The organism is Bifidobacterium myosotis, from assembly GCF_002259745.1.
Taxonomy (GTDB): Bacteria; Actinomycetota; Actinomycetes; order Actinomycetales; family Bifidobacteriaceae; genus Bifidobacterium; species Bifidobacterium myosotis.
In genome coordinates, this window is record NZ_MWWW01000028.1 from 1 (window position 1) to 24,986 (window position 24,986).

Here is a 24,986-nt window from a genome sequence, read left to right on the forward strand (position 1 = left end):
GCTCGACAAGGTACGCACCATGGTCTGGCGTGAAGCGCGGAGAACTGGCGAGGCCAGGAAAGGCGCGAAGGACCCGATCAAGGGCGCGCGCTGGGCCCTGCTGAAGAACGAGAGCGACCTGACCGCCGGGCAGAAGGCCCGGCTGGAGTACATCGCCGGCACGAACGGGACCCTCTGGAGGGCGTACAAGCTCAAGGAGGAACTGCGCATGATCCTCCGGCAGCCGGCCGACGAGGCCCGCGTCCTGCTCCTGCGATGGAGCGGCAAGGCCGCCTCGAGCGGCATCGACCCGTTCACCGGACTCGGCGAGAAGATCGGCAGGCGCTGCGAGGACATCGTGCGGACCATCCGTTCCGGACTGTCCAACGCCAGGCTGGAGGCCGTGAACAACAAGATCAAGACCACCATCAAGATCGGCTACGGCTACCGCAACCTCGACAACCTCATCGCCCTCGTCATGCTCAAATGCGGCGGACTCGACCTCACACTCCCCGGACACCAATAACCAGTAGGAACAACCACTGACTCACGCCCACACAAACACCCGAAGAGCCAATTATTTATAGAGATGGACCACTAGTTGCGTCACGAGGGGCTCCCCAACAGGGCAAGCCCCGAGTATGGATGCCGATATATCGGTATCCATACTCAGAATCCCCGTCGAAAAGCCTCTTGTAACGCAGATAGTCATCCGGGTGGTCTGAAACGCGGTCCGTACAAGCACGATTGCAGGGCCCGCCGGTGGTTGAACACTTTGCGAGCAGGGTATCTGGCTTGCAAGGGGTACATATGGGCGTGTGCGGACAGCTATCTGCGTTGCAAGGGGTACATGACGATGGATATCCCGAGTACGAACGGCGATATCGCAACGTTTGTACTCGGCATTTCGTCGATAAGGTACCCCTTGCAACGCAGATAGCTGTCCGGAGATCCCGGAATGTACCCCTTGCAAGCGAGATAGACGCCAGCGGCATGTCGAATGCTGCTGGCGGATTGCTGCGTGACTACAATCCACGCAGAAAAACGCGGATGTCGGCGATTTCCTGCGTGCAGATGGCGTGCCCCATGCCGGGGTACGTCCGATAGGTGAGGTGGCCGGCGTCTTCCAGCACGGCACGTGCATTGCGCTGATCGTCCAGAGGAATCGTGTGGTCCTCGGTGCCGTACGCCAGGAAGAACCGCGTCGGTGACTCGAGCGTCGCACTCTCCTCGCCCTTGAACGAGGGGCTCAGCAGTATCGCCGCATCGAACAGGTCCGGATATGCTTTGACCAATCGGTAGGACAGATAGCCGCCCTGCGAAAACCCAATCAGCACATTGCGCCGGCTTGCGAATGTCGGTGCCGCAAGCAGTTGCGTTATCGCCTCGCCGACCGACGCACATTCACGTTGGCGCTCCTCGACGCCGCATCCGTCCGGATACCAGTAATGGCCACCCATGTAAGGCCGGCCGTAAGTGCCTCGGAACGACAGATAGCTGGGTGTGGCGCCGAGGGGAGCGGCACTAACCGGTGCCGTGCCGGGAGACACTACGGATGCTGGAGATGCCGCGGATGATTGCGCTGCATGCGGCGTGGCGTCGGGCCCAAGGCCGTCTTCGCATGCATACACCGCGTCGATGATGCGGACCATTTCGCCCTCGTCGTTCCCGTATCCGTGGAACATCACAAACAGCCGGTCATCTCCGGCCGGGGAGGTCTCGAGATCGCTAGTGAACCGAAGACGCATCGTCATCACCTCTTGTCTTGGGATGCCATGAATGCATCGCGGCGGCATGGACGGTTGATCGGCCCGGATGCGCCGGCTTGACTACCCGATGTGCGCCGCAATTGCGTCTTCAGTCTATCGCGGCGGAAGGCGCAGTTGGTCGAGCCCGCAATCGGATGCGGATGCATTGACGGTCGGGTGCAATTGGTTGCGATCGATCATGGTCGGTCAAGCGCATAATTGGGCCGCGCGTATATCGCGTATATATCGTTCCCCGGGGGTAGTCTGAAATATTCTTGCAACCGTAGTCCACAGTCCACAAGGACCACAAGGAGATGCGATGGCGGGTTCATATGGTTCCGAAACCCTACACAATGGACGCTACCGTCTGTCGTTCACGGTCGGCGGGCTTCTGGCTCCGCAGGGCCGGATCATCGCTCTGTTGTTTGTGGGGGATGACCGTTCGGAAAGAGACGTGTGGTCGGGCGCGGATTCGGCCTCCTCGGCTGGCAAAGGTGTCGGCGCTGGTGGGCTGGGCGGGCTGGGAGAGCTGGGGGAGCGCATATTGCGGGTTCGCAGACAGGCCATCGACGACAATGTGCTGTCCATCCGCACGCAGTCGGCGAACGCCCGCGTGGTGAGCGAGGTGCTCAAACGCCTCAGCGCACTCACCGAGGAGGAGATCCGTTTTCTGGCAGACGCCAACACCTCGGCCAGTGACCGCCAAGTGCTGATGTGGGTGGCTATGTGCCGCTACTATGCGCTGATCGGGGAGTTCGCCACCGAAGTGGTCCGCGACCACTACCTCATGGGTCTGCCGACAGTGACCCGTGAGGACTACGACCGGTTCATTCAAGGCAAGGCCATGTGGCATGAAGAGCTTGAGGAGCTCAGTCCGGCCACGTCGAACAAGTTGCGCTCGAACGTGTTCAAGGCGATGTCGGAGGCCGGTTTGGTGGAAAGACGAAGTGACACGCTGCTGCCCTCGCTGCTTGGCAGGTCGGTGGCCGGTATCCTTGAGAGCAGGCCGGAATCGTTCCGGTTCTTCCCCATGAGCGAGGGGTGAAGACGAATGGGGTTGAAGCCGGCAGGCCAATCAGACGGATATGTCCGTGAGGAGCGCAACGGCCGCGAGGGCCGCGAACGTCGTGAAAGTCGTGAAAGTCGCAGAGGCCGTGAGAGGAGGCAGAGGCGCGATGGACTCCAATGATGTGCATGGTACGCGGAATATGCATGGTATGCGGATCGTGCATGACGTGCAGGGCGCGTCTGGCTCGCACAGCGCGGTCGGTTCGGCCCGGCAGTCCCGCAGCATCGAGCAGGATTTCGACGGACTGTTCCGGTACATGCGCTCCAGGCGCTTCCGCAACGGCGAAAACACCGGCGGCGAGCCGGCGAACTACATCTACGCCTATCCTCCGGAAAGGGAGCTGGAGGTGAGGCGCCGCATTCCGATGCTGGTCAACCGTTTGCAGGGCATGGACCCCGTGGACGCCGATGATGTCGCGCCCGCCGTGCTGGTCATCGACCTGTACGAGATGGCCATAGGAATCATGAAGGACAATGACGTCTTCGACTCCGCCATCGAACAGGAGCCCGAGATGCACGGCGACGGCCAGGGAGCCGATGACATCAATGCCGCCATTGACGCCGCCGATGGAACGACCGACTCATGGCCCCCGCTGCAGGAGGACGACTTCTATCAGGCGCTCGCGGGCATGCTCGGTCCCGACAACGACGACTTGAAGGACGCGTTGGGGGAGCGCTACCAGCGGGCCGCGGCGAGCAGCGAGGCTGATATGGTGTTCCTCACCGGTATGGGACAGGTGTATCCGTACATCCGCACCCATGCGCTGCTCAACTGCATCCAGGACGTGGTTCCCTCCAGCACCCCCGTGGTGGTGTTCTTCCCGGGAACCTACGAGAAGACAGCCACGACCGTGTCGGTCATGCGTCTGTTCGATCGGCTTGGCGCAGACAACTACTACCGGGCATTCAGCCTCAACACCGCGATTATGGAAGGAGCCGGCGCATGAGCGAGGACAGGGTCGAGGGCATGAGTAAGGGCATGAACGTCATCATGGGCGATGTCGTAGGCGGCGGAAGCGACGGCACGGCACGCGCGGGCGCATTGCAGCTCAGGGACATCTTCGTCAAGAACATCGACGACAAGATCGACGGTGTGATCAAGGCCAGCGACGACAGCCACCTTGCCGATGAGGTGCGCGAATACGTGCTGACCAACGAGATCCAGACCAATCTCGAACGATTCCTCGACACGTACAACGACCCGTCCGCCGACTATACGAACGGCGTCTGGATTTCGGGCTTCTTCGGCTCCGGTAAATCCCATCTGTTGAAGATCCTCTCCCACATTCTGGGCGACATTCCAGCCGGCGCGCGCACTGGCGTCACCGAGCCGCTGGACCGTGCGCAGGTCATCGACATCATGAAGTCCAAGGCGCGGGACGCCGAGAACCACGAGCTCGAGGGCCTGCTGGAAGCCAATCTGCGCATCCCCGCCACGTCCCTGCTGTTCAACATCGACAGCAAGGCGCAGAAGGGCAGCAAGACCGTGCTCATGGATGCCTTCATCCGTGTGTTCGACGAGGCGCGCGGCTACTACGGCGCCAACAAGTACGTGGCGAAGATGGAACGCGACCTCGACTCCAACGGCTGCCTTGACGAGTTCATACGCCAGTTCGAGCAGGTCGCCGGCAAGCCATGGTCCAAAGGACGCGCCCAGGCCGCGTTCTCCGGTCCCAAGATCGACAGGGCGTTTTCCGCCGCGACCGGCGACGAGGTGCGCGACATCCTCAAGGACTACCAGAAGCAGTACAACCCGACCATCGCCGATTTCGCCGATGATGTGAACGCTTGGCTGCAACTTCAGCCCGCCAACCACCGTCTGATCTTCTTCGTGGACGAGGTCGGCCAGTTCATTGGCGACGACGCCAATCTCATGCTCAACCTGCAGACCGTGACCGAGGAGCTGTTCTCCCGCACCAACGGCCGCGTGTGGGTGATCGTCACCTCCCAGGAGGACATCGATGCGGTCATCGGCGACCGCACGGTAAGGCAGGGGCTTGATTTCACGAAGATCAAAGGCCGGTTCGCGGTAAATCTGAAACTCTCCAGCGCCGACGCCATCGAGGTCATCCAGAAACGACTGCTCACCAAGAACGAGCAGGGGGAAGCAGCGGTCGACGAACTGTGGCGCATGCATCGCGACGAGCTCGACGCCCTGTTCACTTTCCAAGGCGAAGGCGGCGCGCGCCAGTTCAAGAATCTCCGGTTCGGTACGCAGGAGGATTTCGCCGCCACCTATCCGTTCGTCAACTATGAGTTCGCGCTGTTCCAGGAGGCTATGCGCGGCATGAGCGACGCCGACTTCTTCGAGGGCCAGCATCGATCGGTTGGCGAACGCTCGCTGCTGTCCACCATCAGCAGCGCGCTGGTGGAGCACAAGAGTGATGCCATCGGCGCACTGGTGCCGTTCAGTGCCCTGTATGACGGCATCGCCGGCACCATCCGGAGTTCGGTGAACCATCGCATCAACGAGGCCGAACGCGAGCTCGACCCGCAGACCCGCGAGCTGGCGCTGCCTCTGCTCAAGGCGCTGCTGCTGGTCAAGCATGTCAAGGGGTTCAAGGCCAACGTGCGCAATCTGCGCATTCTCGTGCTCGCCGGGTTCGGCGAGAATCTGCCCGAGCTGGAACACCGCATCCAGGAGACGCTCGATGTTCTGGAACGACAGAACTACGTGCACCGCACCGGCGACGAATACGAGTATCTGACCAACGACGAGCAGGCCGTCGAAAGCGAGATCAAGAACCTCGACATCGAGGATGGGCGTATTCGCGATCGGCTTGGCAAGATTCTCGGTGATATCCTCGGGTCGTCGCCACTGCATGTGAAGTACGGCCAAGGCAGGCAGAAAGCGGACTTCCGTTGTGGGCTGACCATCGACGGCATTGCGCAGGGGCGCTCCTGCCCTATCACGCTGCACGTCGTCACCCCGCTGGACGACGCGTCCCTGGATGCCAAGATCCTGCGTTCGTCCGGCGAGCGCGAGCAGTTGCGCGTGATTCTCGGCGACGATGGCAAGGCTCTGCTGCGCGATCTGGCCATGGTCGAACGCACCGAGAAGTATCTGCGCCTGCACTCCAACGAGCAGGGGCCGCGCAAGCGCATCATCGACGACAAACGCGGCGACCTCGACATCATGCAGCGGGAACTGCGCGCTGCGGTCGCCAAATCGGTGTGTTCCGCGGTCATCGCCTATAACGGCTCACAGCTGGCGACGAAGGCCAGTCAGGATGCGGCAGCCATCATCACGGAGGCGATTCAGACGCTGATCGGCCGCCTGTACACCAACTTCAGCATGGTGGAGGGGCTCGCGTACACCGAGAAGGACCTACCCGTGGTGCTCGCCGATGCGTCGGATCCCACGCCTTCGCTGGACGGCACCAATGCGGCGAGGACGCTTCTGGATCTGCCGGCGCAGGACATCTACGACTATGTGGCCGGCCAGATCCGGCGCAGTTTCACACCGACCGTGCGCGACGTGGTTCAGCATTACGAGGATGTGCCGTACGGTTGGCCGCTGCCCGATACCCTGGCGTGCCTGTGCTACCTGTACGGCACCGAGCGCATCCGGCTCATGATTGACAGCAACCGGGTGTCGCACACCGATGTGGTCAAGTATCTGACCAACCAGAAGAAGACCGAAAACGTGCGCGTGGTGATTCCGAAGCGCTACGACGCCGCCAAGCTCCGTGAGCTGCGCGAGTTCGCCAACGAGTATCTGGGACTGACCGCCGACAAGCTGCCCGGCGACTCCGAAGACATGGCCCGGGCCATCAGGGATGGGGTTGCGACCCAGGCGCAACGCCTCGAGAACCTCAAGGCCGCCAACGGGCAGTTCGCGTTCGTCGGCCAGCTCGACGAGCCGTTGGAACGGATGAAGGCCATGGCCGCGATGGGCGAGGAGTGGATTCTGGAATCCTTCCCGAGTGGTGATGAAGACAACAACACGGATCAGCTGCTCGACGACAAGGAGGACGTGATCGACCCGATCCGCAGGGTGCTCAACGGCGTGCAGCGCGACGTGCTCGCCGACGGGCTGGAGTGGATCAAGACCAACGACTCCAACTTCTCGCTTGCCGCCCCCGACCTGCAGCGGGAACGCGACGGGGTACGCGCCATCGCGGACGACCCGCTCCTGTTCCGTGGCAACAAGGTCAATCTGTTCAAGACCCGTCTGACCGAGTTGCAGCAGCATCTTGGCGAACTGGTGGGCGAGGAGCGCGAACGTGCCCGTGGCGTAGTAGCCGACGTGCGTGATTCCATCACAGGCATCGACTCCTACCGCAACGCCCGGGAGGATGCCCAGCGGAGCGCCCTGCGCTCGCTTCAGGATGCGGAGGCCAGAATCGGGGGAGCGAAGTACATCGCCGACATCCGCCAGACGGCCGACACCGTGCGCGGCAGCCTGTATCTGACGCTGGTCAACCAGCTGGATGCCGCGAAGGCCCGGCCCGAGCAGCCGGTTCGGTCGGAAGAGACCGAACCGAGCGTGACGATTACGCCGACGCCGGGCGGCTCTCATGGGACGGATTCGGACGATTCGGACGATACGGACGATGCGCCTGTCACGCCGGCCCCCAAACACATGCCGAAGCCCGTTCCGGCAGCCGCTGAGCCTGCCGCTCGCACGATTCGCGTCAGGCCGCCCCATCCCAAGCCGATGCTTCGCACGGAGGATGACGTGGACGAATTCCTCGACGCCTACCGCCGTGAGCTCATCGCCGCCATCCGAGAAGGAAAACGCATTTTACTTTGAGCCGGTTTTCGCGCGGATTTAAAATGCATTTTAAATCCAGTGATATACTTGCGGTATTGCAACTCGATTTTATTCTTCTGAAAGGGCACGCCGATGATCGACAGGCCGCAGTATCTGCGCAAACTTGACGCGTGGAAAGACCGTGACGTGGTCAAGGTGATCACCGGCGTACGTCGATGTGGCAAATCCACGCTGATGACGCTCTGGAAGCAGCGGTTGATCGCACGGTATGGCATTGCACCCGAAGCCGTCATCCACATCAACCTTGAGCTACTGGAGAACGAGCAATTCCTCGAATATCACAAGCTTCACGAGGAAATTCTTCGCCGATGCGCGCTCGCGGACACGGCAACATATGGTCGCCGCTATGTGCTGATCGATGAGATCCAGAACGTGCCAGACTTTCAGAAGGCTCTCGATAGTTTGCAGGCCAGGGGCGATCTTGACCTGTATATCACCGGCTCGAATGCCATGTTGCTTTCTGGCACGCTGGCGACCCTGATATCCGGTCGGTATGTGGAGATCTCCATGACGCCGCTCTCCTTCGCGGAGTATTGGAGCGCTCGTTCCAATGAGGGATTGACCTTGCAGCGCGCATGGTCGGAGTATCTGCACGACGGCGCGCTTCCTGCAACGGTGGGATTTCCCGGCGATGAGACCATGTTGCACGATTACCTTGACGGCATTCTCAGCACGGTTCTGTTCAAGGACGTGGCGGCGCGTCTTGGCGTATCCAACATCGCCACGCTGGAGACGGTGACCCGATACCTGTTCGACAACATCGGTAACCTCGTCAACCCCAAGTCCATCGCGGATGCCATGACCTCAATGGGTACGAAGATATCGCCGCCCACAGTATCCAATTATGTGGAAGGTCTTGCGGCTGCGTTCATCTTCTACCCGGTGCAGCGATTCGACATCAAAGGCAAGCGTGCGCTACGTCAGGAGCGCAAGTACTATACCGTGGACCTCGGCATCCGCCGCATCCTATGCTCCAACAACGTACGCGACACGGGGCGTCTCTTGGAGAACGTGGTGTTTTTGGAGCTTATGCGCCGAGAAGGCGACGTATACGTCGGACAAGGCTCGGGCGGTGAGATCGACTTCATCACCAATGGTGCCAGCGGACGCCGATATTACCAAGTGAGTGAATCTGTTCGCGATCCGAACACGTTGGAACGTGAATTGTCGTCACTGCGTGCGGTCAGGGACAATTATCCGAAGATCTTGATCACGCTTGACGACGAACGCCTGACCTCGCACGAGGGCATTGAACAAGTGTATGCATTGGATTGGCTGCTCAACGAGGAGAATATATGACCGATACAATGACGAGCGATAATTACGACGAGACCGCAGATATCGTATTCGGCGGCGATATATCGCTGGACATCGGCGCGGCGAACTATGACGCCGCCATGCGCGAGAAGGATCCCGGAGAACGGGCGCGTTTGTTCCAACAGGCGGCGCGATGGTATGAGCGCAGTGCGAACATAGGTAATGCGCAGGCGGCCACGAACCTCGGTTACGTGTATTTGTACGGCCGCATCGGCTCAGTGGATGACGCGCAGGCTTTCCACTGGTTTACTCTCGGTGCTGAGATGGATAATCCGGAAAGCTGCTACAAGCTCGGCGATCTGTATCGGTCCGGACGCGGATGCGCTCGCGACCCCAAAAAGGCCGTCGAACTGTATTGCAGGGCGGGGTATTTCGCGGGCAACGAATGCGATCCCGACATTCCGCAGGACGCCGCTGTGCTGGCCAGCATTGAATTGCGTCTTGCCGAATGCTGCGAGCGGGGCGAGGGGAATCACGAGAACAGGAAACTCGCCCACTGGTATTACCGTCATGCGGTCGACCATTTCGAAGTCGCGCTGTCGGGCGGGCTTAATTGGTATGGCAAGGCGCTGGAAAACGCCCGGGCCGGATACACACGTACCGGTGAGGGCTTGCAAGAGGGAGTGGAATGATGAACACGGGTAAGTTGCAGGCGTTTGCGGCCGGGGCTCGCGTGGAGCTCATCAAGGCGGTGCGCGCGAAACTGGATGCGGCGATGGAGCCGGATTCGGCGGCGCGCGTGGACAATCCTCGCGCATTCGCCAAACTGGAGGAGGAGATCCGCGCCAACGGCGGCGGCGAGGAAGGTCGTGCGAAAACCGCCGAGCGGCATGCCTACCGCTGGTTCAACCGGATCATCGCCCTGCGATACATGGATGCGAACGAGTTCACCATGCCGCATGTGGTGTCCGGCGATGATGCGGACAATCCGAACGCGCTGCCGGGCGTGCTGTCGGCCGCCAAGCGCGGGGAGTTCGATGAGAGCGTGTTCGGCAATGTCGGCGCGAAAGCCAAGGTGATGCCGACCATCCAGGCGCTGCTGGACGGCACCAAGACGAGCAACGACCCGCAGGGCGACGCCTACGGTCTGCTGCTGCGCGCCTACTGCGACTACTGGCATCGGTTCATGCCGTTCATGTTCGACGAATCCGGCGCGGCCGACGAACTGTTGCTGCCCGCCGATCTGCTCGCCTCCGATTCCGTGCTGCGCCGCGCCGTGGAAGCGATGCCCGTCGCCGACTGCATTGGTGACGATGGCGAGGGCACTGCGGAGATTATCGGCTGGCTCTACCAGTTCTACATCGCCGAGCGCAAGGACGAGGTGATGGCCGGCTTCAAGAAGTCGAAGAAGGCCGGCGCCGCCGAGATCCCCGCCGCCACGCAGCTGTTCACGCCGGACTGGATCGTCAAATACCTGGTCCAGAACACGGTCGGCCGCCTGTGGGCGCAGAGCCATCCCGAATCACGCTTGCATGAATCATGGGAATACTACATCGAGCCGGCCAAAAGCGGCTCGACTGCGAGCGAGCAGGGGAGCGTGCTCAGGATCTATTCACCCGAAGACCTCACCGTCTGCGACCCCGCATGCGGTTCCGGCCACATGCTCACCTACGCGTTCGACCTGCTCTACGACATCTACGACGAGGCCGGCTACTCAGCCAACGAGATTCCCGGACTGATTCTCAAGCACAACCTGTTCGGCATGGAGATCGACGAACGCGCCGCCAACCTCGCCGCTTTCGCGCTGACCATGAAGGCGCGCGGCCGCTACCGTCGTTTCTTCCGTAAGCAGGTGCAGCCGAACATCCAGCGCATCACGCCCGAATACTTCACCGACACGGAAGTGCAGGAGCTCAATGACCTGTACGACGTGACCCTCGATGCTGACACCTGGAACACCTATCAGCATGCCGACATCTACGGTTCGCTGATCCAGCCGGACATCGAACTGGCTACATTGTCCGACAACATCATCCACGCCGAAACGACGATGCTCTTTGACGAGCACCTTATCGCCCGCGGCGACCAAGTACTCACCCAGACCGCCTATCTTGCCCGCAAGTACGCTGCGGTCGTCGCCAACCCGCCGTATATGGGTTCAAGCAACATGGGCAACGAGCTCAAGAAGTACGTGCAGGACCACTATAAGGACGGCAAGTCTGACCTGTTCGCCGCGTTCATCCTACGCAACCTGCAACTCATCAAGCCGAACGCACTGCTCGGCATGATTACGATGCAAAGTTGGATGTTCCTCTCCTCGTTCGAGGAACTACGCAAGGGATTGCTCGCGAAGCACTCCATCGAAACGATGGCGCATCTTGGAGCCGGCGCATTCGACAGCATCGGCGGCGAAGTCGTCTCTACCACGGCATTCACCATTCGCAATAGTGTTTCCGGCGGCAAGGGTACGTATCTGCGATTGGTTGACGTGCAAGGCGATGATAATCAGGCGGCAGCATGTGCGGAAGCAGTTGGCTCCCCTCTTCGAGGGGAGCTGTCGGCGAAGCCGACTGAGGGGAGCGAATCCTTGAAGCTCTTCACCGTCAACCAGCATGATTTCGCCCAGATTCCCGGCTCGCCGATTGTGTATTGGCTTCCGGAATCCTTAATGAAGGTGTTTAATAGAAAAATCGCTAAGGGCGTCAGTGGTGATGCCCTGAGCGACATCGGCGATGTCGCTCAGGGCATCACCACTGGAGACAATGCAAGATTCTTGCGTCTTTGGTGGGAAAGTTCTCAAGCGGATATTGATTTCAATCGCAACAATCTTGATGAAAAGCAGGTTGGACGTTGGGTCCCTTGTGATAAGGGGGGAGAATATCGTCGTTGGTTCGGGAATAACGAATATATCGTAGATTGGCGTAATAATGGCAAAGATTTGATGACTTTCCCTCGTGCTACACCGCGTAACAGAGATATTACCTTTTTGCCATGTGTTGCCTGTACATATATATCTGGTTCAATCGCATTTAGATACCATGAGAACGGTTTTTCAATAAATGCTGCGGCAGTGTCGATTTCTAAAACCGATTCTCTGAAACGGATACACAGTTTCTTAAACTCAACAACTGCATCTACGCTTATGCGAGCTCTTTCACCTACGACCAATTTTGAAGTCGGGCAATTGGCTAGTCTGCCTTTTTTGCTGGGACGTAATGACGAATGTGAGTGTGTAGAAGGCAATTTGGTTCATACTTCCAAATCCGACTGGGACTCCTACGAAACCTCGTGGGATTTCAAGGGTTTGGAGGTGCTGGACTACCCCTCAGTCGGCTGCGCCGGCAGCTCCCCTGACAAGGGGAGCCTGGGTGCAAGGATTCCGGCGTATATCGCCCACTGCAAGCAGATCGCCGAAGAGCAGCGCCAGCGTGAGATCAGGAACAACGAGCTGGTGGCGGATGCTTACGGTGTGCGTGACGAGGTGCCGTGCGATGTGCCGCTCGAGCGCGTCTCGTTGAAGCGCAATCCGGCGTTTGCTTATCCGAAGGCCACACCCGCCGAGCGTGACACGAAGATGGCCGAGGACGTCGTCAAGGAGATCATCTCCTACGCGGTCGGCTGCATGTTCGGGCGCTACAGTCTTGACAAGCCGGGCCTGATTCTCGCATCCCAAGGCGAAACCATCGACGACTATCGGCGTGAGATTCCGAACCCCACGTTCGAGCCGGACGCGGACAACGTCATCCCCATTACCGACGACGAATGGTTCGAGGACGACCTCGCCGTCCGCTTCCGCACGTTCCTTGCGGTCGCGCTCGGCGAGCAGCATGTGAACGAGAACACCGCGTACATCGAACAGGTGCTCGGCAAGCCGTTGCGCAAGTACTTCGCCACCGACTTCTACGATGATCATGTCAGGATGTACAAGAATCGTCCAATCTACTGGATGTACTCCAGCCGCACCGACAACAAGGGCACGTTCAAGGCGCTCGTCTACCTGCACCGGTACACACCCGCCACCACGAACACCGTGCTGAAATACCTGCGCGAGTTCACCGGCAAGCTCAACGCCCAATCCGAAGCCCTGCTCGCCTCCGGCAAACCGGCCGAAGTCCGCAAGGGCGAAAAGCTGCGCACCGCCATCACCGAATGCACCAGCTACGAGCGTGACATCCTCTACCCGCTCGCCACCGCCAATCTCCCCATCGACCTTGATGACGGCGTGCTGGTCAACTACCTGCGCATGGGCCAAGCCGTCCGCGCCATCAAGCCCATCGAAGCCAAGCGCAAAACCGTCCAATCCTGGACCTGGCCCACCAACCCGCTGGAGAAGGAGTGACCATGACTCCGCAGGAACTTCAAGCCGTATTAGCGCAGGGTGAGGATGCATCGGTGGAATTCAAGCGGTGCGGGGCTCAGCCTGAGCGGGATACGTTTGAGACGGTGTGCTCGTTTGCGAACCGTCAGGGTGGCACCATCTTCCTCGGCGTGAATGACGACGGGACTGTCGAGGGCGTCAACCCCAAGCTGGTGCGTGAAATCGAACGCAACATCGTCAACGTCATCAGTAATCCCAATAGCTTCAACGCCACTCCGGCCACGGAATTCGAGCGTATCCAGACCGATGACGGTCTGGTGCTCAAACTGTGGGTGCCGGTCGGTCCATCCGTCTACCGGTACAAGGGCGAAGTGTACGACCGTCGCGGGGATGCGGACATCAAAGTGCGCGACGATGCACAGATTTCCATGATGTACATGCGCAAACAGAACGCCTATTCTGAGCGACGCATATACCCGTACATCACCAAGGACGATCTGCGCTTTGACGTGCTTGCCCATGTACGTGACCTGATCGCGGCACGTAATCCGGACCATCCGTGGCTCGGATTGGATGATGGCGAGTTCTTCCGTTCTGCCAAACTATATGGCCGTGACCATGCAACCGGTGAGAAGGGTTTCACCCTCGCCGCCGCCATGCTGCTTGGCACGGACGAACTCATTTTCGACCTGTGCCCCGCATACAAGACCGACGCCATCGTGCGCCTGCGCAATGTGGACCGATACGACGACCGTCTCATCGTGAAGACCAACCTTGTCGATGCCTATGACCAGCTGTTGGCGTTTGCCACGCAGCATCTTCCCGACCCGTTCATTCTGGAGAACGGCGTGACGGTCAGCGCCCGCGCTATCATCTGCCGCGAACTGGTATCCAACATGCTCATTCACCGCGAATACGCGCATCCGTTCATCGCCAAGCTCATCATCGACAGGAATGGTATCCGTACCGAAAACGCGAGCCGTTCCCTGTTCTCGGGCGCGATAACGCTGGACAACTTCGAGCCGACGCCCAAGAACCCGACCATCGCCGACTTCTTCCACCAAATCGGCAGGGCCGACGAACTGGGCAGCGGTACCCGCAACCTCACCAAATACTCCGCCATGTATTCCGGCAAAGCACCCACGCTGACCGAAGGCGACGTGTTCGTAGCCCAAGTGCCGGTCCCGTGGAATACGCAGATTGATAGCGCAAGAGTGCGGGATACTGCCCAAAAAGTGCGGGATACTCCGTCTGGAGTGCGGGATACTGCCCAAAAAGTGCGGGATACTCCGTCTGGAGTGCGGGATACTGGTGTCCTAGCCGATGGGCAGAGAGAGGTACTTCATTATGTGCAAGAGAAGGGCTGTATCACTACTGCCGAAGTAGAGAGCCTTTTGCATGTTCAGGAACGTCGAGCGCAGATAATCCTGGTGGAATTAACGCGGCGCGGCCTATTGCGCCGTGTCGGTGCGGCCCGTTCAACCCGGTATGTCCTTGCCGACGACTCTGCACAACAGTAGGATATACGTTGTAGATACGGAAAGGTGGTGGTCGGCATGCAGACCGTGACGATATCCCAGTGGGGGAATAGCTGCGCCATCAGATTGGACAAGACCCTGCTCGCCCAGTTGGGTGTGCAGAAGGGAGCGCTGCTGTCGCCGAAGATAGAGAACGGTTCACTGGTGCTTACCCCCGTGCGCAAAGAGGTTCGATCCAGTGACCTGGACCGTCTGTTCGAGGGGTATTCCGGCGAATACCGGGGCGAGGAGCTCAACACCGGCGCTCCGGTAGGCGAGGAAATCATCTGATGTTCCATTACGGCGACATCGTCTACGTCAACCTTGACCCTTCGCTGGGGCATGAGCAGAACAAGCGCCGGCCTGTGGTGGTCGTCGGCAACGACCGGTTCAACAGCCGGTGCAACCTCACCTTCATCACACCCATCACCCACACCGATAACGGGTACCCGTTGCATGTCAACGTCGGGCTCATCATGGGCGAGGAAAACGCGCTAATCAACGGTTACGCAGCCGTCGAACAGACCAAATCACTTGATCTGAGCATGAGGGAGCCGCAGAAGGTCGGCGTGGCCCCGGATTCCGTCATGGAGGAGATCTCCGACAGGCTATTGTCTTGTCTGCTACGCGACGACCAAACGGTACTATCCAGTGACTTATTGTCATAAGTCAGCGCAACGTCATCCATGTTGGATACCACAGAAAGAGAAGGACTCGCATGAGCACAGCTGAGCAGATTGGACGGTTGCTGGCGGCGCGGTTCGCCGGTTACGACGGCACCGTGTATGGCGAGGGGCGCGTGGTGTTCTGGCATGACGAGCACGGCGAATTCGTCGATCTGCTGGATGAAATCGCAGGGCCGCAGGCCGCTGACGAGGCATTGCGCGACGTGGAGGTCGTGCGGCTGGAACGCAACCCGTTCGCCATCAAACACCGCATCCTCCTTGAGCGGCCGACCACGAAGTTCCTCGTGTACCTCACCGGCAAACTGCCCGCGGACGAGGATAATTGGATGCTTGACCTCGAACTGGCGTACGGCCCGATGTTCACAGCCGACCGCCTGTCGATGATCGTCAACGAGTTGTTCCCGCGCGAGGCATCCGCCGCCACACGAGACACTTGGCTCGCCATCATGCAACGCACCAAGCCGTTCTTCGACGACGACGATCTGGTGGCCGGGCTGGCCGAGCGACTGCATGCGGACGACGATGAGCGGGCATTCCAGGCGAAGATGATCGCCGTGCTGCTCGGTCTGCCGGCGGGGGAGCACAGCCTGCAGGCGATCTGGCGCGCGCTGCTCGCCCAATACTCGCAGGATGATACGGACGGCATCGAGCACATCGCGGCCATGGGCTTGGCTGACTACCACTGGTCCGGCACCCGCGGCATCTACCGGTTCGACGCGGCCCGCGAACTGGAACACCCCACGGTGAAGGACTTCGCGCTATGGCTGTTCCGTTTGGCATGGAACGGATTCGCCGACGCCGAACACGGTTTGGACTACTACGCGAACATCCGCCGTGACTTCGATCTGTGGCGCAACGATCCCCGATTCGCCCCGGTGGTCCGCACCTTGGCGGAGGATGCGTTCGCGGACCTCTCGCTCACCGACGACATCATCGGCATGGGCCTTGACGAACTGGCGTCGCACGACCTGTTCCGTGCGGTCGACGAACAGCTCGTGGAACTGCTGTACACGGGTCTCGGCAACGAGAGCGTGACCGATGACGACGTGCAGCGCATAGTCGCCTCACGCCGATACGGTCTGTGGTACGACGAATTCGCCAAGGACTACGCCATCATCGCCTCGGCCAGCGCCCTACGCGCCCGATTGCGCGCGGCGCGGTCCGTCATGGAATCCATGTCGTCCGCGCAGGAGGGCTTCCGCCTGTATGCGAACGACCTGTACCAAGTCGATGCCTGCTACCGCCGGTTCATCGCCGCATGGAAGGTCGGAGGCCAGTTCAGCGGCAACATGGTCGCCGAAAGCCTGGAACAGGAATACGGCCTCTATCAGGCCGATTTGGGCGTGCAGTGGCAGACGCAGGTCAACAAGCTCGACGAGTGGTCGATCGACGGCGTTCCCGCACAGACCGACTTCTACGCGCGCAACGTGAAGAAGGTCACCGATGCCGGGAGGAAGATCGCGGTCATCATCTCCGATGCGCTGCGCTACGAGGTGGCCGAGGAATTCCGCGAACGGCTGGATGCGCAGAGCCGCTGGAACGCCACGATTGAGGCCCAGTTGGGCGTGCTGCCCTCCTATACGCAGCTCGGCATGGCTGCGCTATTGCCACACACGAGTCTGGCGCTGAACCCCTCAGACCACTACGGGGTGCTGGCGGACGGCGACTCCACTATGGGATTGGCTGCACGCGAGGCGGTCCTTGCTTCCGTGGGCGGTGCTGCGGTGGACGCTGAGGACCTGCTCAAGATGAAGCGCGACGAGTACCGCGAGCTGGTGAAATCCTGCAACGTGCTCTACGTCTACCACAACGTCATCGACGCCGTCGGTGACAAGGCGGCCAGCGAAGCGGGCGTCTTCGATGCCTGCGCGCGGGCGATCGACGAGCTTGATGCCGTCGTCAAGCGGCTGGCCAATGCGAACGTGACCAACATGATCGTCACCGCGGACCACGGATTCCTCTATCAGGACCACGATGTGGCGGACGCCGAATGGCTGAGCGTCGGCCCCTCCGGCGACGCGGTCTGGGTGAAGAAGCGCCGGTTCGTCATCGGCTCGAATCTCGCTCCCAAGCCCGCGTTCACCATATTCCCCGCCGCTCGCGTCGGTCTGGGAGACCCGGAAGACGAGGGCGTGACCGTTCAGGTGCCCAACGGCATCCATCGGCTGCGCATCTCGGGCGATGGCGTGCGGTATGTGCACGGTGGCGCGGCGTTGCCCGAGATCGTGGTGCCGGTCGTGCACATCAACAAAGGGCGGTCGGCCGCTGGCGACGCGCGTGCGGTGGAATTCCGCATCCTGCAGAACACCGACCGCATCACCACCGGGCAGATCACGGTTGACTTCCTGCAGACCGAACCCGTGGGCGGCAAGATATCCGAACGGACCGTGCTCGCGGGACTGTGGGGCGTGGAGCCCGGCGGCAAGGCCACGCTCATCTCCAATGAGGTGCCTTTGGCGTTCGCGTCCACATCCAACGATGCAGCCGACCGCCACGTTCCGGCCACGTTCCTGCTCGCCGGCGAGGCGGACCGGTTCAACAACACCGTGATCGAGCTGCGTCTGACCGAGCGGATTCCCGGCTCCAGCCAGATGCGCAGACTGGACATCAAGGCCGAGTATCGGTTGCAGCGCGGATTCGTGATCGATGATGGATTCGACTTCTAGTGGGAAGCCGAGGATCAGGCGAACAGGTAAGGTGGGAACATGGCAGACGAAGAGCACATGGAACAGACGCTGGGTCAAGCTTCGGGCGAGCCTAGGGAGACTGCGGAGAACGCCATTCCGGTGATGAACGACCTCGACCGTAAGGTGACCGCTGAATTCTCCGGGTACACGGTTCGCAAGGACCTGGTCAGCAAGGTCAAGGGCAATGCCCTCGTGCCCTCGTACGTGCTGGAATACCTGCTCGGCAAATACGCGACCACCACCGACGAGGGCAGCGTGCAGGTCGGCGTGGACCGTGTGCGGGCCATTCTCGCGGACAACTACGTGCACCGCGAGGAGGCCAACCTCATCCAGTCGAAGATCCGCGAAAAGGGGCGGTACAGCGTCATCGACAAAGTGCAGGTGGCGCTCAACGAGAGGCTTGACCAGTACGAGGCCACGTTCGAGAACCTCGGCATCAGCCGCGTGGTCGTCGATTCACAGACCGTCAAAAACAATCCGAAGCTCATGGTCACCGGCATCTGGTGCATGTGCACGCTGGTCTACGCCTACTCCGGCGACCCGAAGGACGTGCCGTGGCGGTTGCAGCGGCTCATGCCCGTCCAGATGTCGCACGACGACCGCGAGAACTACCTTGCCATGCGCGAGAAGTTCACTTCAGACGAGTGGATCGACCTGCTCATGCAGTCGGTCGGATTCAATCCAGACCTGTTCGGCAGGCGGGCGAAGCTGCTGCATCTCGTGCGCATGATTCCCTTCGTGGAGCGCAACTACAATCTCATCGAACTCGGTCCCAAGGGCACCGGCAAATCGCATATCTACTCGGAATTCTCCCCGCACGGCATGCTCATCTCCGGCGGCGAGGTGACGGCAGCAAAGCTGTTCGTCAACAATTCGAGCGGGCAGATCGGATTGGTCGGCTACTGGGACACCGTGGCGTTCGACGAGTTCGCCGGGAAGGCCAAGAAGGCCGACCGCGCGCTCGTGGACATCATGAAGAACTACATGGCCAACAAGTCGTTCTCGCGCGGACGCAACACCATGCAGGCCGAGGCGTCCATGGTGTTCGTCGGCAACACGTCCCACAACGTGCCCTACATGCTCAAGAACTCCGATCTGTTCGAGGAGCTGCCGGCGCAATACCATGATCCGGCCTTCCTAGACCGCATCCACTACTACCTGCCCGGCTGGGAATTCGAGCAGATTCGCTCCGAGATGTTCACGCGGGGGTACGGCTTCGTGGTGGACTATCTGGCCGAGATCCTGCACAACCTGCGCAACGTGGACTACGGTTCGGCGTTCGAGCGGTATTTCACGCTATCGCCCACGCTTTCCACGCGCGACAAGGACGGCGTGCGCAAGACCTTCTCGGGCCTCATGAAGCTCATCTATCCCTCCGGCGAGGCGACGATGGACGAGATGGAGCCGCTGCTGCGCTGCGCCATCGAAGGGCGCAAGCGGGTCAAGGACCAGTTGTGCCGCATCGACTCCACCATGGCCGAGGTCGACTTCTCGTATACGCGCGTGGGGGATGCCGAGCCTATCGCCGTGCAGACGCTGGAGGAGGTCGAGTACCCGGAACTGTATTGGCGGGACGGGCATCACCGGCTGGATGATGCCGAGGAGTCGTCGTCTGCCGTGGAGACGGCCGGGCGGATCGGCGAGTCCGCGGTTGCCGGGCCGGCAGGACAGACCGAGCGATCCTCCCAAACCGAGCCGCCCGCTCAGTCCGGGGCGTCTGTCCAGTCCCAGCCGGCCGAAGCGGCGTCAGTAGCGTCACGACCGTTGACCTCAACGCAACCGTCCGCCGCATCGGCCCCGCAGCCAAAGCTCAGTCGCATCGAGCGCGCCGCCGCGGCCGCCCGGGAAGGCCGCCTCACCTTTGCCGAGGACCAGCGCGGAGTCACCTATAACAGGCTGTTCGGCGCGTTCGTGGCCGGGGCGCATGACATCACCCTCGTGGACCCATACATCCGGCTTCCCTGGCAGATCCGCAACTTCGCGGAATTCCTGGAAACGGTGCTCGCCTATACGGAACGGACCGAGGAGGTGCACGTCCATCTCGTCACCCGATACACGGATGAGCAGCATGTCGACAATCAGATTGCGAGCTTGGATGAGGTGCGGGATGCCTTTGGACAGCTGGGCATCATCGTCACCTACGAGTTCAGCGACACCGCTCACGACCGTTCCATCGTGACCGACACGGGATGGATCGTCATCCTCGGACGCGGCCTCGACATCTTCCAGCAGTATGACACCTCATGGTTGAATCCGATGACGCGCCAGCAGCAGTTGCGCAAGGTCAGGGAGTTCTCCGTCGTCTACCAGCGCGACCGGTCCGACGGCTGATGCCGACGGTCGATGCCCACGGAGGGTGTCGCTGATGGGATTCCATGCATTACACTGAAACGGTTTGAGTCGGTTGCGCCTGAGCGCGGCCGTATGGGCGTGACGCGAGATGTTGCAGGGAAGGAGACCCATGAATCCGAGGCGGGGGCCGTTCGCGGCGGGGGAGAAGGTGCAGTTCACCGACCGCAAGGGCAAGAAGATTACCGACCAGCTGGTACCGGGCGGTTCCACGCAGACCGAGCATGGGCTGATCCTCCATGACGAGGTGATCGGCAGCCTCGAGGGCACGGTCATCGCCACCGTGCATGCCAAGCGCGAGGCGCAGATCAACGCGGTCCACCCCGAACGCGACCGGAACAAGCCGTGGAAGTCGTCGCGTGTGATCGGCGGATGGGAATACGCGGCCATGCGCCCCCGACTCGCCGACTACGTGCTCTCCATGCCGCGCGGCGCGCAGATCATGTATCCCAAGGACATCGCCCAGGTGATCCAGCTCGGCGACATCCGCAACGGCATGCGCGTGCTCGAGTCCGGCGCGGGCTCGGGCGCCATGAGCGTGAACCTGCTGGACGCCGTGGGCCCCGAAGGCCATCTGACCACCATCGAGCTGCGCCCCGACTTCGCGCGCGTGGCCCAGGCCAACGCCACGCTCTACTATGGCGAGCAGCCCGGCTGGTGGGATCTGAAGACCGGCGATTTCGACAGCGTGGCCGCCGGCCTGCCGGAGCATTGGTTCGACCGCATCATGCTCGACATGCTCGACCCGTGGAATCGACTCGCCGAGGCGTACCGGGTGATCGCCCCCGGCGGCGTGCTCGTCAGCTACGTAACCACCACCACGCAGATGAGCCGTATGGCCGAGGCCCTGCGCGACGCGGGCTGCTGGACCGAGCCGCAGATCGAGGAGACCCTCGAGCGCACATGGAAGGCTCAGGGGCTTGCCGTGCGTCCCGATCATCAGATGATCGGCCATACCGGATTCCTTGTGGTATCCCGTGCGATGGCACCCGGCTTCGAAGCGCTGAAGAAGCGCGAGCGCGTGACCAAGGACACCGAGACCGACGTCGACTCGCTGACCGACGAGCAGCGCGAGGCCCGCCTGGAGGAGCTGGAACTGCGCGATATCTCCGACCACAAACTACGTAAGGTGTTGCGCGACCTCGACCGTCAGGTGGGTGCGCTGGAACATCCGGCCGAATAATACGGGCCGGCGCATGTCCGCGCGCCTATACTGGTGACAATCAGCCGGTTTCGCGCACATCGCGCCATCCGGTTCGGGAAGGAACGACATGGGCATCAAGCTCAACAAGGTAGCCAAGGCCGCAAAGAAATATGAGCACATCCTCATCATCATGCGGCATGCCAAGGCCGAGCCGTTCGGCGGGACGGGCGACATGGAACGCCAGCTTACGGACAAGGGTCTGAAGCAGGCCAAAGCCGTCGGCAAGGGCATCGAAGCGCTCGGTCTGGTGCCCGACCAAATCTCCTGTTCGTCGGCCGTCCGCACCCGTCAGACCCTCGACCGCATGATGAAGACCTTCGGCGACAAACCGATTGTGGACTACCGTATCAGCCTGTACGAGGGCGGCGTGCAGTCCGTCTTCGACGAGCTGTCCCACGTCAAGCCCAAGATGCGCGTCTTCATGGTGGTGGGCCACGAGCCGACCATCTCGATCAGCGCGCAGTGGCTGTCCTCCGCCGAATCCGACCCGGAATGCCTCGATCTGCTTAATCTCGGGCTCTCGCCGGCATCCGTGGTGATTCTCGGTTCGGACAAACCGTTCGACGAGTGGCAGGTCCACAGCGGCGATCTGCTCGCCGTGATCAACGTGAAGGACTTCGACTAGTGTTCCTGTTGACCTCGGGCGAAGGTGGGCTATGAGAGCTCGGTTCTTTGCCTGAGGGCTTGCAGGCTTGCGGATTTGCGGGCGTCCTTGATTTTCCGCGGTGAGCGAGGTCGTGCCGTGCGGGTTATCGCTACCGGGTTACCGGGGCGCATGCGTGGCAAGGCACATGCGTCGTGAGACGCATCGCGGTGAGGCGCTCCGGAAAGCACCGCTATAAACTCCGTCTATAACGACACTCAAACCGTTCTTATGGGTCCGAAAAGCCAATGGTTTGGTAGCCTAATCGGGTTACTGACGCATACATTGGAGGATTCATGTCCACTTTGACTTCCGTCTCCGGTTTCCCGCGCATCGGGCAGAACCGCGAACTGAAGAAGATCATCGAAGGCTATTGGAAGGGCGCCAACGACCTCGCCGCCGTCAAGGCCACCGCCGCCGAACTGCGCGCCAAGCACTGGAAGCTGCAGCAGGCCGCCGGCATCGACCTGATTCCGAGCAACGACTTCAGCTACTTCGACCAGCTGCTGGACACCGCCATCCTCCTCAACGTGATCCCCAAGCGCTACGAGCGTCTGGCCTTCGCCGACCCGGAGGACACGCTCTTCGCCATGGCCCGCGGCTATCAGGGCGACAAGGGCGATGTGACCGCTCTGCCGATGAAGAAGTGGTTCACCACCAACTACCACTATCTGGTGCCCGAGATCGAGCCCGGCGAGGAGATCAAGCTCAACTCCACCAAGCCGTTCGACGAGTTCAACGAGGCCAAGACGCTCGGCATCCTCACCAAGCCGGTGCTCATCGGCCCCTACACCTTCCTCAAGCTCGCCCGTGGTGCCAACGCCCAAAAGCTCGACTACGACAAGGGCCTGGTCAACGCCGTGGCCGCCGTCTACGCCGAGGTGCTCACCAAGTTCAACGAGCTCGGCGCCCAGTGGCTCCAGCTCGACGAGCCCTACCTCGTGCTCGACAAGGAGCCGGGCGACGTGGAGCTCTTCAAGACCCTCTACACCAAGATCCTCGCCGCCAAGGCGTCGGTCAAGGTGCTGCTCAACACCTACTTCGGCCACATCGCCGACGTGTACGAGACCGTGAACCTGCTCGGCTTCGATGGCATCGGCCTGGACCTCAACGAAGGCCGCGAGGAGAACCTCGAGGCCGTGGCCAAGTACGGCGTGGCCTCCGGAACCACCCTCTTCGCCGGCGTGATCAACGGCCGCAACATCTGGCGCAACAACTATGCCACCTCGCTCGGCCTCGTGGACGCCCTGAAGCAGGTCACCGCCAACGTGGCCGTTTCCACCGCATCCTCCCTGCTGCATGTGCCGTTCAGCACCGAGGGCGAGACCGGCATCCCGGCCGACGACCTCAAGCACTTCGCGTTCGCCGTCGAGAAGCTCGGCGAGCTCAAGGAGGTGGCGGTCCTCGCCGACGCCACCGAGGACGAGAAGAAGGCGTCCGCCGCCCTCGCCGCCAACCAGGCCCTGTTCGACGGCACCCGCGTGGCCTCCGATCCGGCGGTCGCCCAGCGCGTGGCCGGCCTGACCGCCGACGATTTCGTGCGCCAGCCCGCCCGCGAGGAGCGTCAGAAGCTGCAGCGCGAGGCCCTTGGCCTGCCTCTGCTGCCCACCACCACCATCGGCTCCTTCCCGCAGACCAAGGAGGTGCGCGCCGAACGCGCCAAGTTCCGCAAGGGCGAGATCACCAAGGAAGCCTACGACGAATTCATCAAGGGTCAGATCGACGCCTGCATCAAGCATCAGGAGGAGATCGGCCTCGACGTGCTGGTCCACGGCGAATTCGAACGCAACGACATGGTCGAGTACTTCGGCCAGAACCTCAACGGCTTCCTGTTCACCAAGAACGCCTGGGTGCAGTCCTACGGCACCCGCTGCGTCAAGCCCCCGATCGTCTGGGGCGATGTCTCCCGCGCCAAGCCGATCACCGTGGAATGGTCCGCGTACGCGCAGTCCCGCACCAACCATGTGATGAAGGGCATGCTCACCGGCCCGGTGACCATCCTCAACTGGTCCTGGCCGCGCGAGGACATCACCCATGAGGAGCAGACCAAGCAGCTGGCCCTCGCCATCCGCGACGAGGTGCTCGACCTCGAGGCCGCCGGCATCAAGGTCATCCAGATCGATGAGGCCGCCCTGCGCGAGAAGCTGCCGCTGCGCAAGAGCGACTGGCACGTCAAGTACCTTGACTGGGCCGTGCCCGCCTTCCGTCTGGTGCATTCCGCCGTCAAGCCCACCACGCAGATCCACACGCACATGTGCTACTCGGAGTTCAACGACATCATCCGCGACATCGACGCGATGGATGCCGACGTGATCTCCTTCGAGGCGTCCCGTGGCGATCTGGTGGTGCTCGACGCCATCCACGACGCCCACTTCGAGACCGAGGCCGGCCCGGGCGTCTACGACATCCACTCGCCGCGCATCCCCTCCGAGCAGGAGATCGAGGACCGCATCTACGAGATCCTCAAGAAGATGGAGGTCGAGAAGGTGTGGATCAACCCCGACTGCGGTCTGAAGACCCGCGGCAACGCCGAAACCTGGCCGAGCCTCGAGCATCTGGTCGCCGCGGCCAAGGCCGTGCGCGCCAAGCTGGAGAAGTAGTCATTATTGGGCTCCCCTCAGTGAGGGAAGCTGTCAGTGAAACTGACTGAGGGGCGTTGACTCAGTATCGGGCTCTCCCCTCAGTCGCCTATGGCGACGGCTCCCCTCACTGAGGGGAGTCATGCTCCTGCTGGTTGTTCGCACGCCGGGGTT

General features: G+C 61.3%; 16 protein-coding genes. 15 read left to right on the forward strand and 1 reads right to left on the reverse strand.

Annotated elements, in window-relative coordinates; all coding sequences use genetic code 11:
• Positions 1-505, forward strand: a 505-nt coding sequence (locus BMYO_RS10045) for a transposase (protein ID WP_143249169.1), incomplete at its 5' end; no start/stop codon positions are given.
• Positions 506-1,004: 499 nt separating this feature from the next.
• On the opposite strand, the gene BMYO_RS10050 is transcribed toward BMYO_RS10045, so the two are convergent.
• The gene (locus BMYO_RS10050; protein WP_094668395.1) at positions 1,005-1,727 is read right to left on the reverse strand and encodes an alpha/beta hydrolase; all 723 of its coding nucleotides are present in this window, start codon (positions 1,725-1,727) and stop codon (positions 1,005-1,007) included.
• A 319-nt stretch (positions 1,728-2,046) separates the two neighbouring features.
• Here BMYO_RS10050 and BMYO_RS10055 point away from each other — a divergent pair, with 319 nt between their 5' ends.
• From BMYO_RS10055 to metE, 14 genes are all read left to right on the forward strand, one after another.
• Positions 2,047-2,772, forward strand: a complete 726-nt coding sequence (locus BMYO_RS10055; protein WP_094668332.1) for a DUF1819 family protein — start codon at positions 2,047-2,049, stop codon at positions 2,770-2,772.
• Positions 2,773-2,944: 172 nt separating this feature from the next.
• Positions 2,945-3,742 (forward strand): BREX protein BrxB domain-containing protein, encoded by a 798-nt coding sequence (locus BMYO_RS10060; protein ID WP_158216988.1) that lies wholly within the window; start codon positions 2,945-2,947, stop codon positions 3,740-3,742.
• On the forward strand, positions 3,739-7,551 hold the full coding sequence (gene brxC / locus BMYO_RS10065; protein ID WP_094668334.1) for a BREX system P-loop protein BrxC: 3,813 nt from the start codon (positions 3,739-3,741) through the stop codon (positions 7,549-7,551). Before BMYO_RS10060 ends, brxC begins: the two co-directional genes overlap by 4 nt.
• Before the next feature lie 93 nt (positions 7,552-7,644).
• Complete coding sequence (locus BMYO_RS10070; RefSeq protein WP_094668335.1) at positions 7,645-8,871, forward strand: ATP-binding protein; 1,227 nt, start codon at positions 7,645-7,647, stop codon at positions 8,869-8,871.
• Positions 8,868-9,521 carry a tetratricopeptide repeat protein gene (locus tag BMYO_RS10075; RefSeq protein ID WP_094668336.1) on the forward strand — a complete coding sequence of 218 codons (654 nt, stop codon included), beginning with the start codon at positions 8,868-8,870 and terminating at the stop codon, positions 9,519-9,521. Before BMYO_RS10070 ends, BMYO_RS10075 begins: the two co-directional genes overlap by 4 nt.
• A complete protein-coding gene (pglX, locus tag BMYO_RS10080; protein WP_094668337.1) occupies positions 9,521-13,168 on the forward strand; it encodes a BREX-1 system adenine-specific DNA-methyltransferase PglX in 3,648 nt (1,215 codons plus the stop codon). The genes BMYO_RS10075 and pglX overlap by 1 nt, the downstream gene beginning before the upstream one ends.
• Before the next feature lie 2 nt (positions 13,169-13,170).
• On the forward strand, positions 13,171-14,667 hold the full coding sequence (locus BMYO_RS10085; RefSeq protein WP_094668338.1) for an RNA-binding domain-containing protein: 1,497 nt from the start codon (positions 13,171-13,173) through the stop codon (positions 14,665-14,667).
• A gap of 36 nt (positions 14,668-14,703) precedes the next feature.
• Entirely contained in the window at positions 14,704-14,955 is a 252-nt protein-coding gene (locus BMYO_RS10090; RefSeq protein ID WP_143249170.1) for an AbrB/MazE/SpoVT family DNA-binding domain-containing protein, read from the forward strand.
• Positions 14,955-15,332, forward strand: coding sequence for a type II toxin-antitoxin system PemK/MazF family toxin (locus tag BMYO_RS10095; RefSeq protein ID WP_211276851.1), 378 nt, complete (start codon positions 14,955-14,957; stop codon positions 15,330-15,332). Before BMYO_RS10090 ends, BMYO_RS10095 begins: the two co-directional genes overlap by 1 nt.
• 50 nt (positions 15,333-15,382) lie before the next feature.
• Complete coding sequence (pglZ, locus tag BMYO_RS10100) at positions 15,383-18,016, forward strand: BREX-1 system phosphatase PglZ type A (RefSeq protein WP_094668341.1); 2,634 nt, start codon at positions 15,383-15,385, stop codon at positions 18,014-18,016.
• Between the two features lie 39 nt (positions 18,017-18,055).
• The gene (gene brxL / locus BMYO_RS10105) at positions 18,056-20,368 is read left to right on the forward strand and encodes a BREX system Lon protease-like protein BrxL (protein ID WP_233428257.1); all 2,313 of its coding nucleotides are present in this window, start codon (positions 18,056-18,058) and stop codon (positions 20,366-20,368) included.
• A gap of 130 nt (positions 20,369-20,498) precedes the next feature.
• Positions 20,499-21,569 carry a tRNA (adenine-N1)-methyltransferase gene (locus BMYO_RS10110; RefSeq protein WP_094668342.1) on the forward strand — a complete coding sequence of 357 codons (1,071 nt, stop codon included), beginning with the start codon at positions 20,499-20,501 and terminating at the stop codon, positions 21,567-21,569.
• An 88-nt stretch (positions 21,570-21,657) separates the two neighbouring features.
• Entirely contained in the window at positions 21,658-22,215 is a 558-nt protein-coding gene (locus tag BMYO_RS10115) for a SixA phosphatase family protein (RefSeq protein WP_094668343.1), read from the forward strand.
• Positions 22,216-22,529: 314 nt separating this feature from the next.
• Positions 22,530-24,833, forward strand: coding sequence for a 5-methyltetrahydropteroyltriglutamate--homocysteine S-methyltransferase (gene metE, locus BMYO_RS10120; protein ID WP_094668344.1), 2,304 nt, complete (start codon positions 22,530-22,532; stop codon positions 24,831-24,833).
• Positions 24,834-24,986 lie beyond the last annotated feature (153 nt).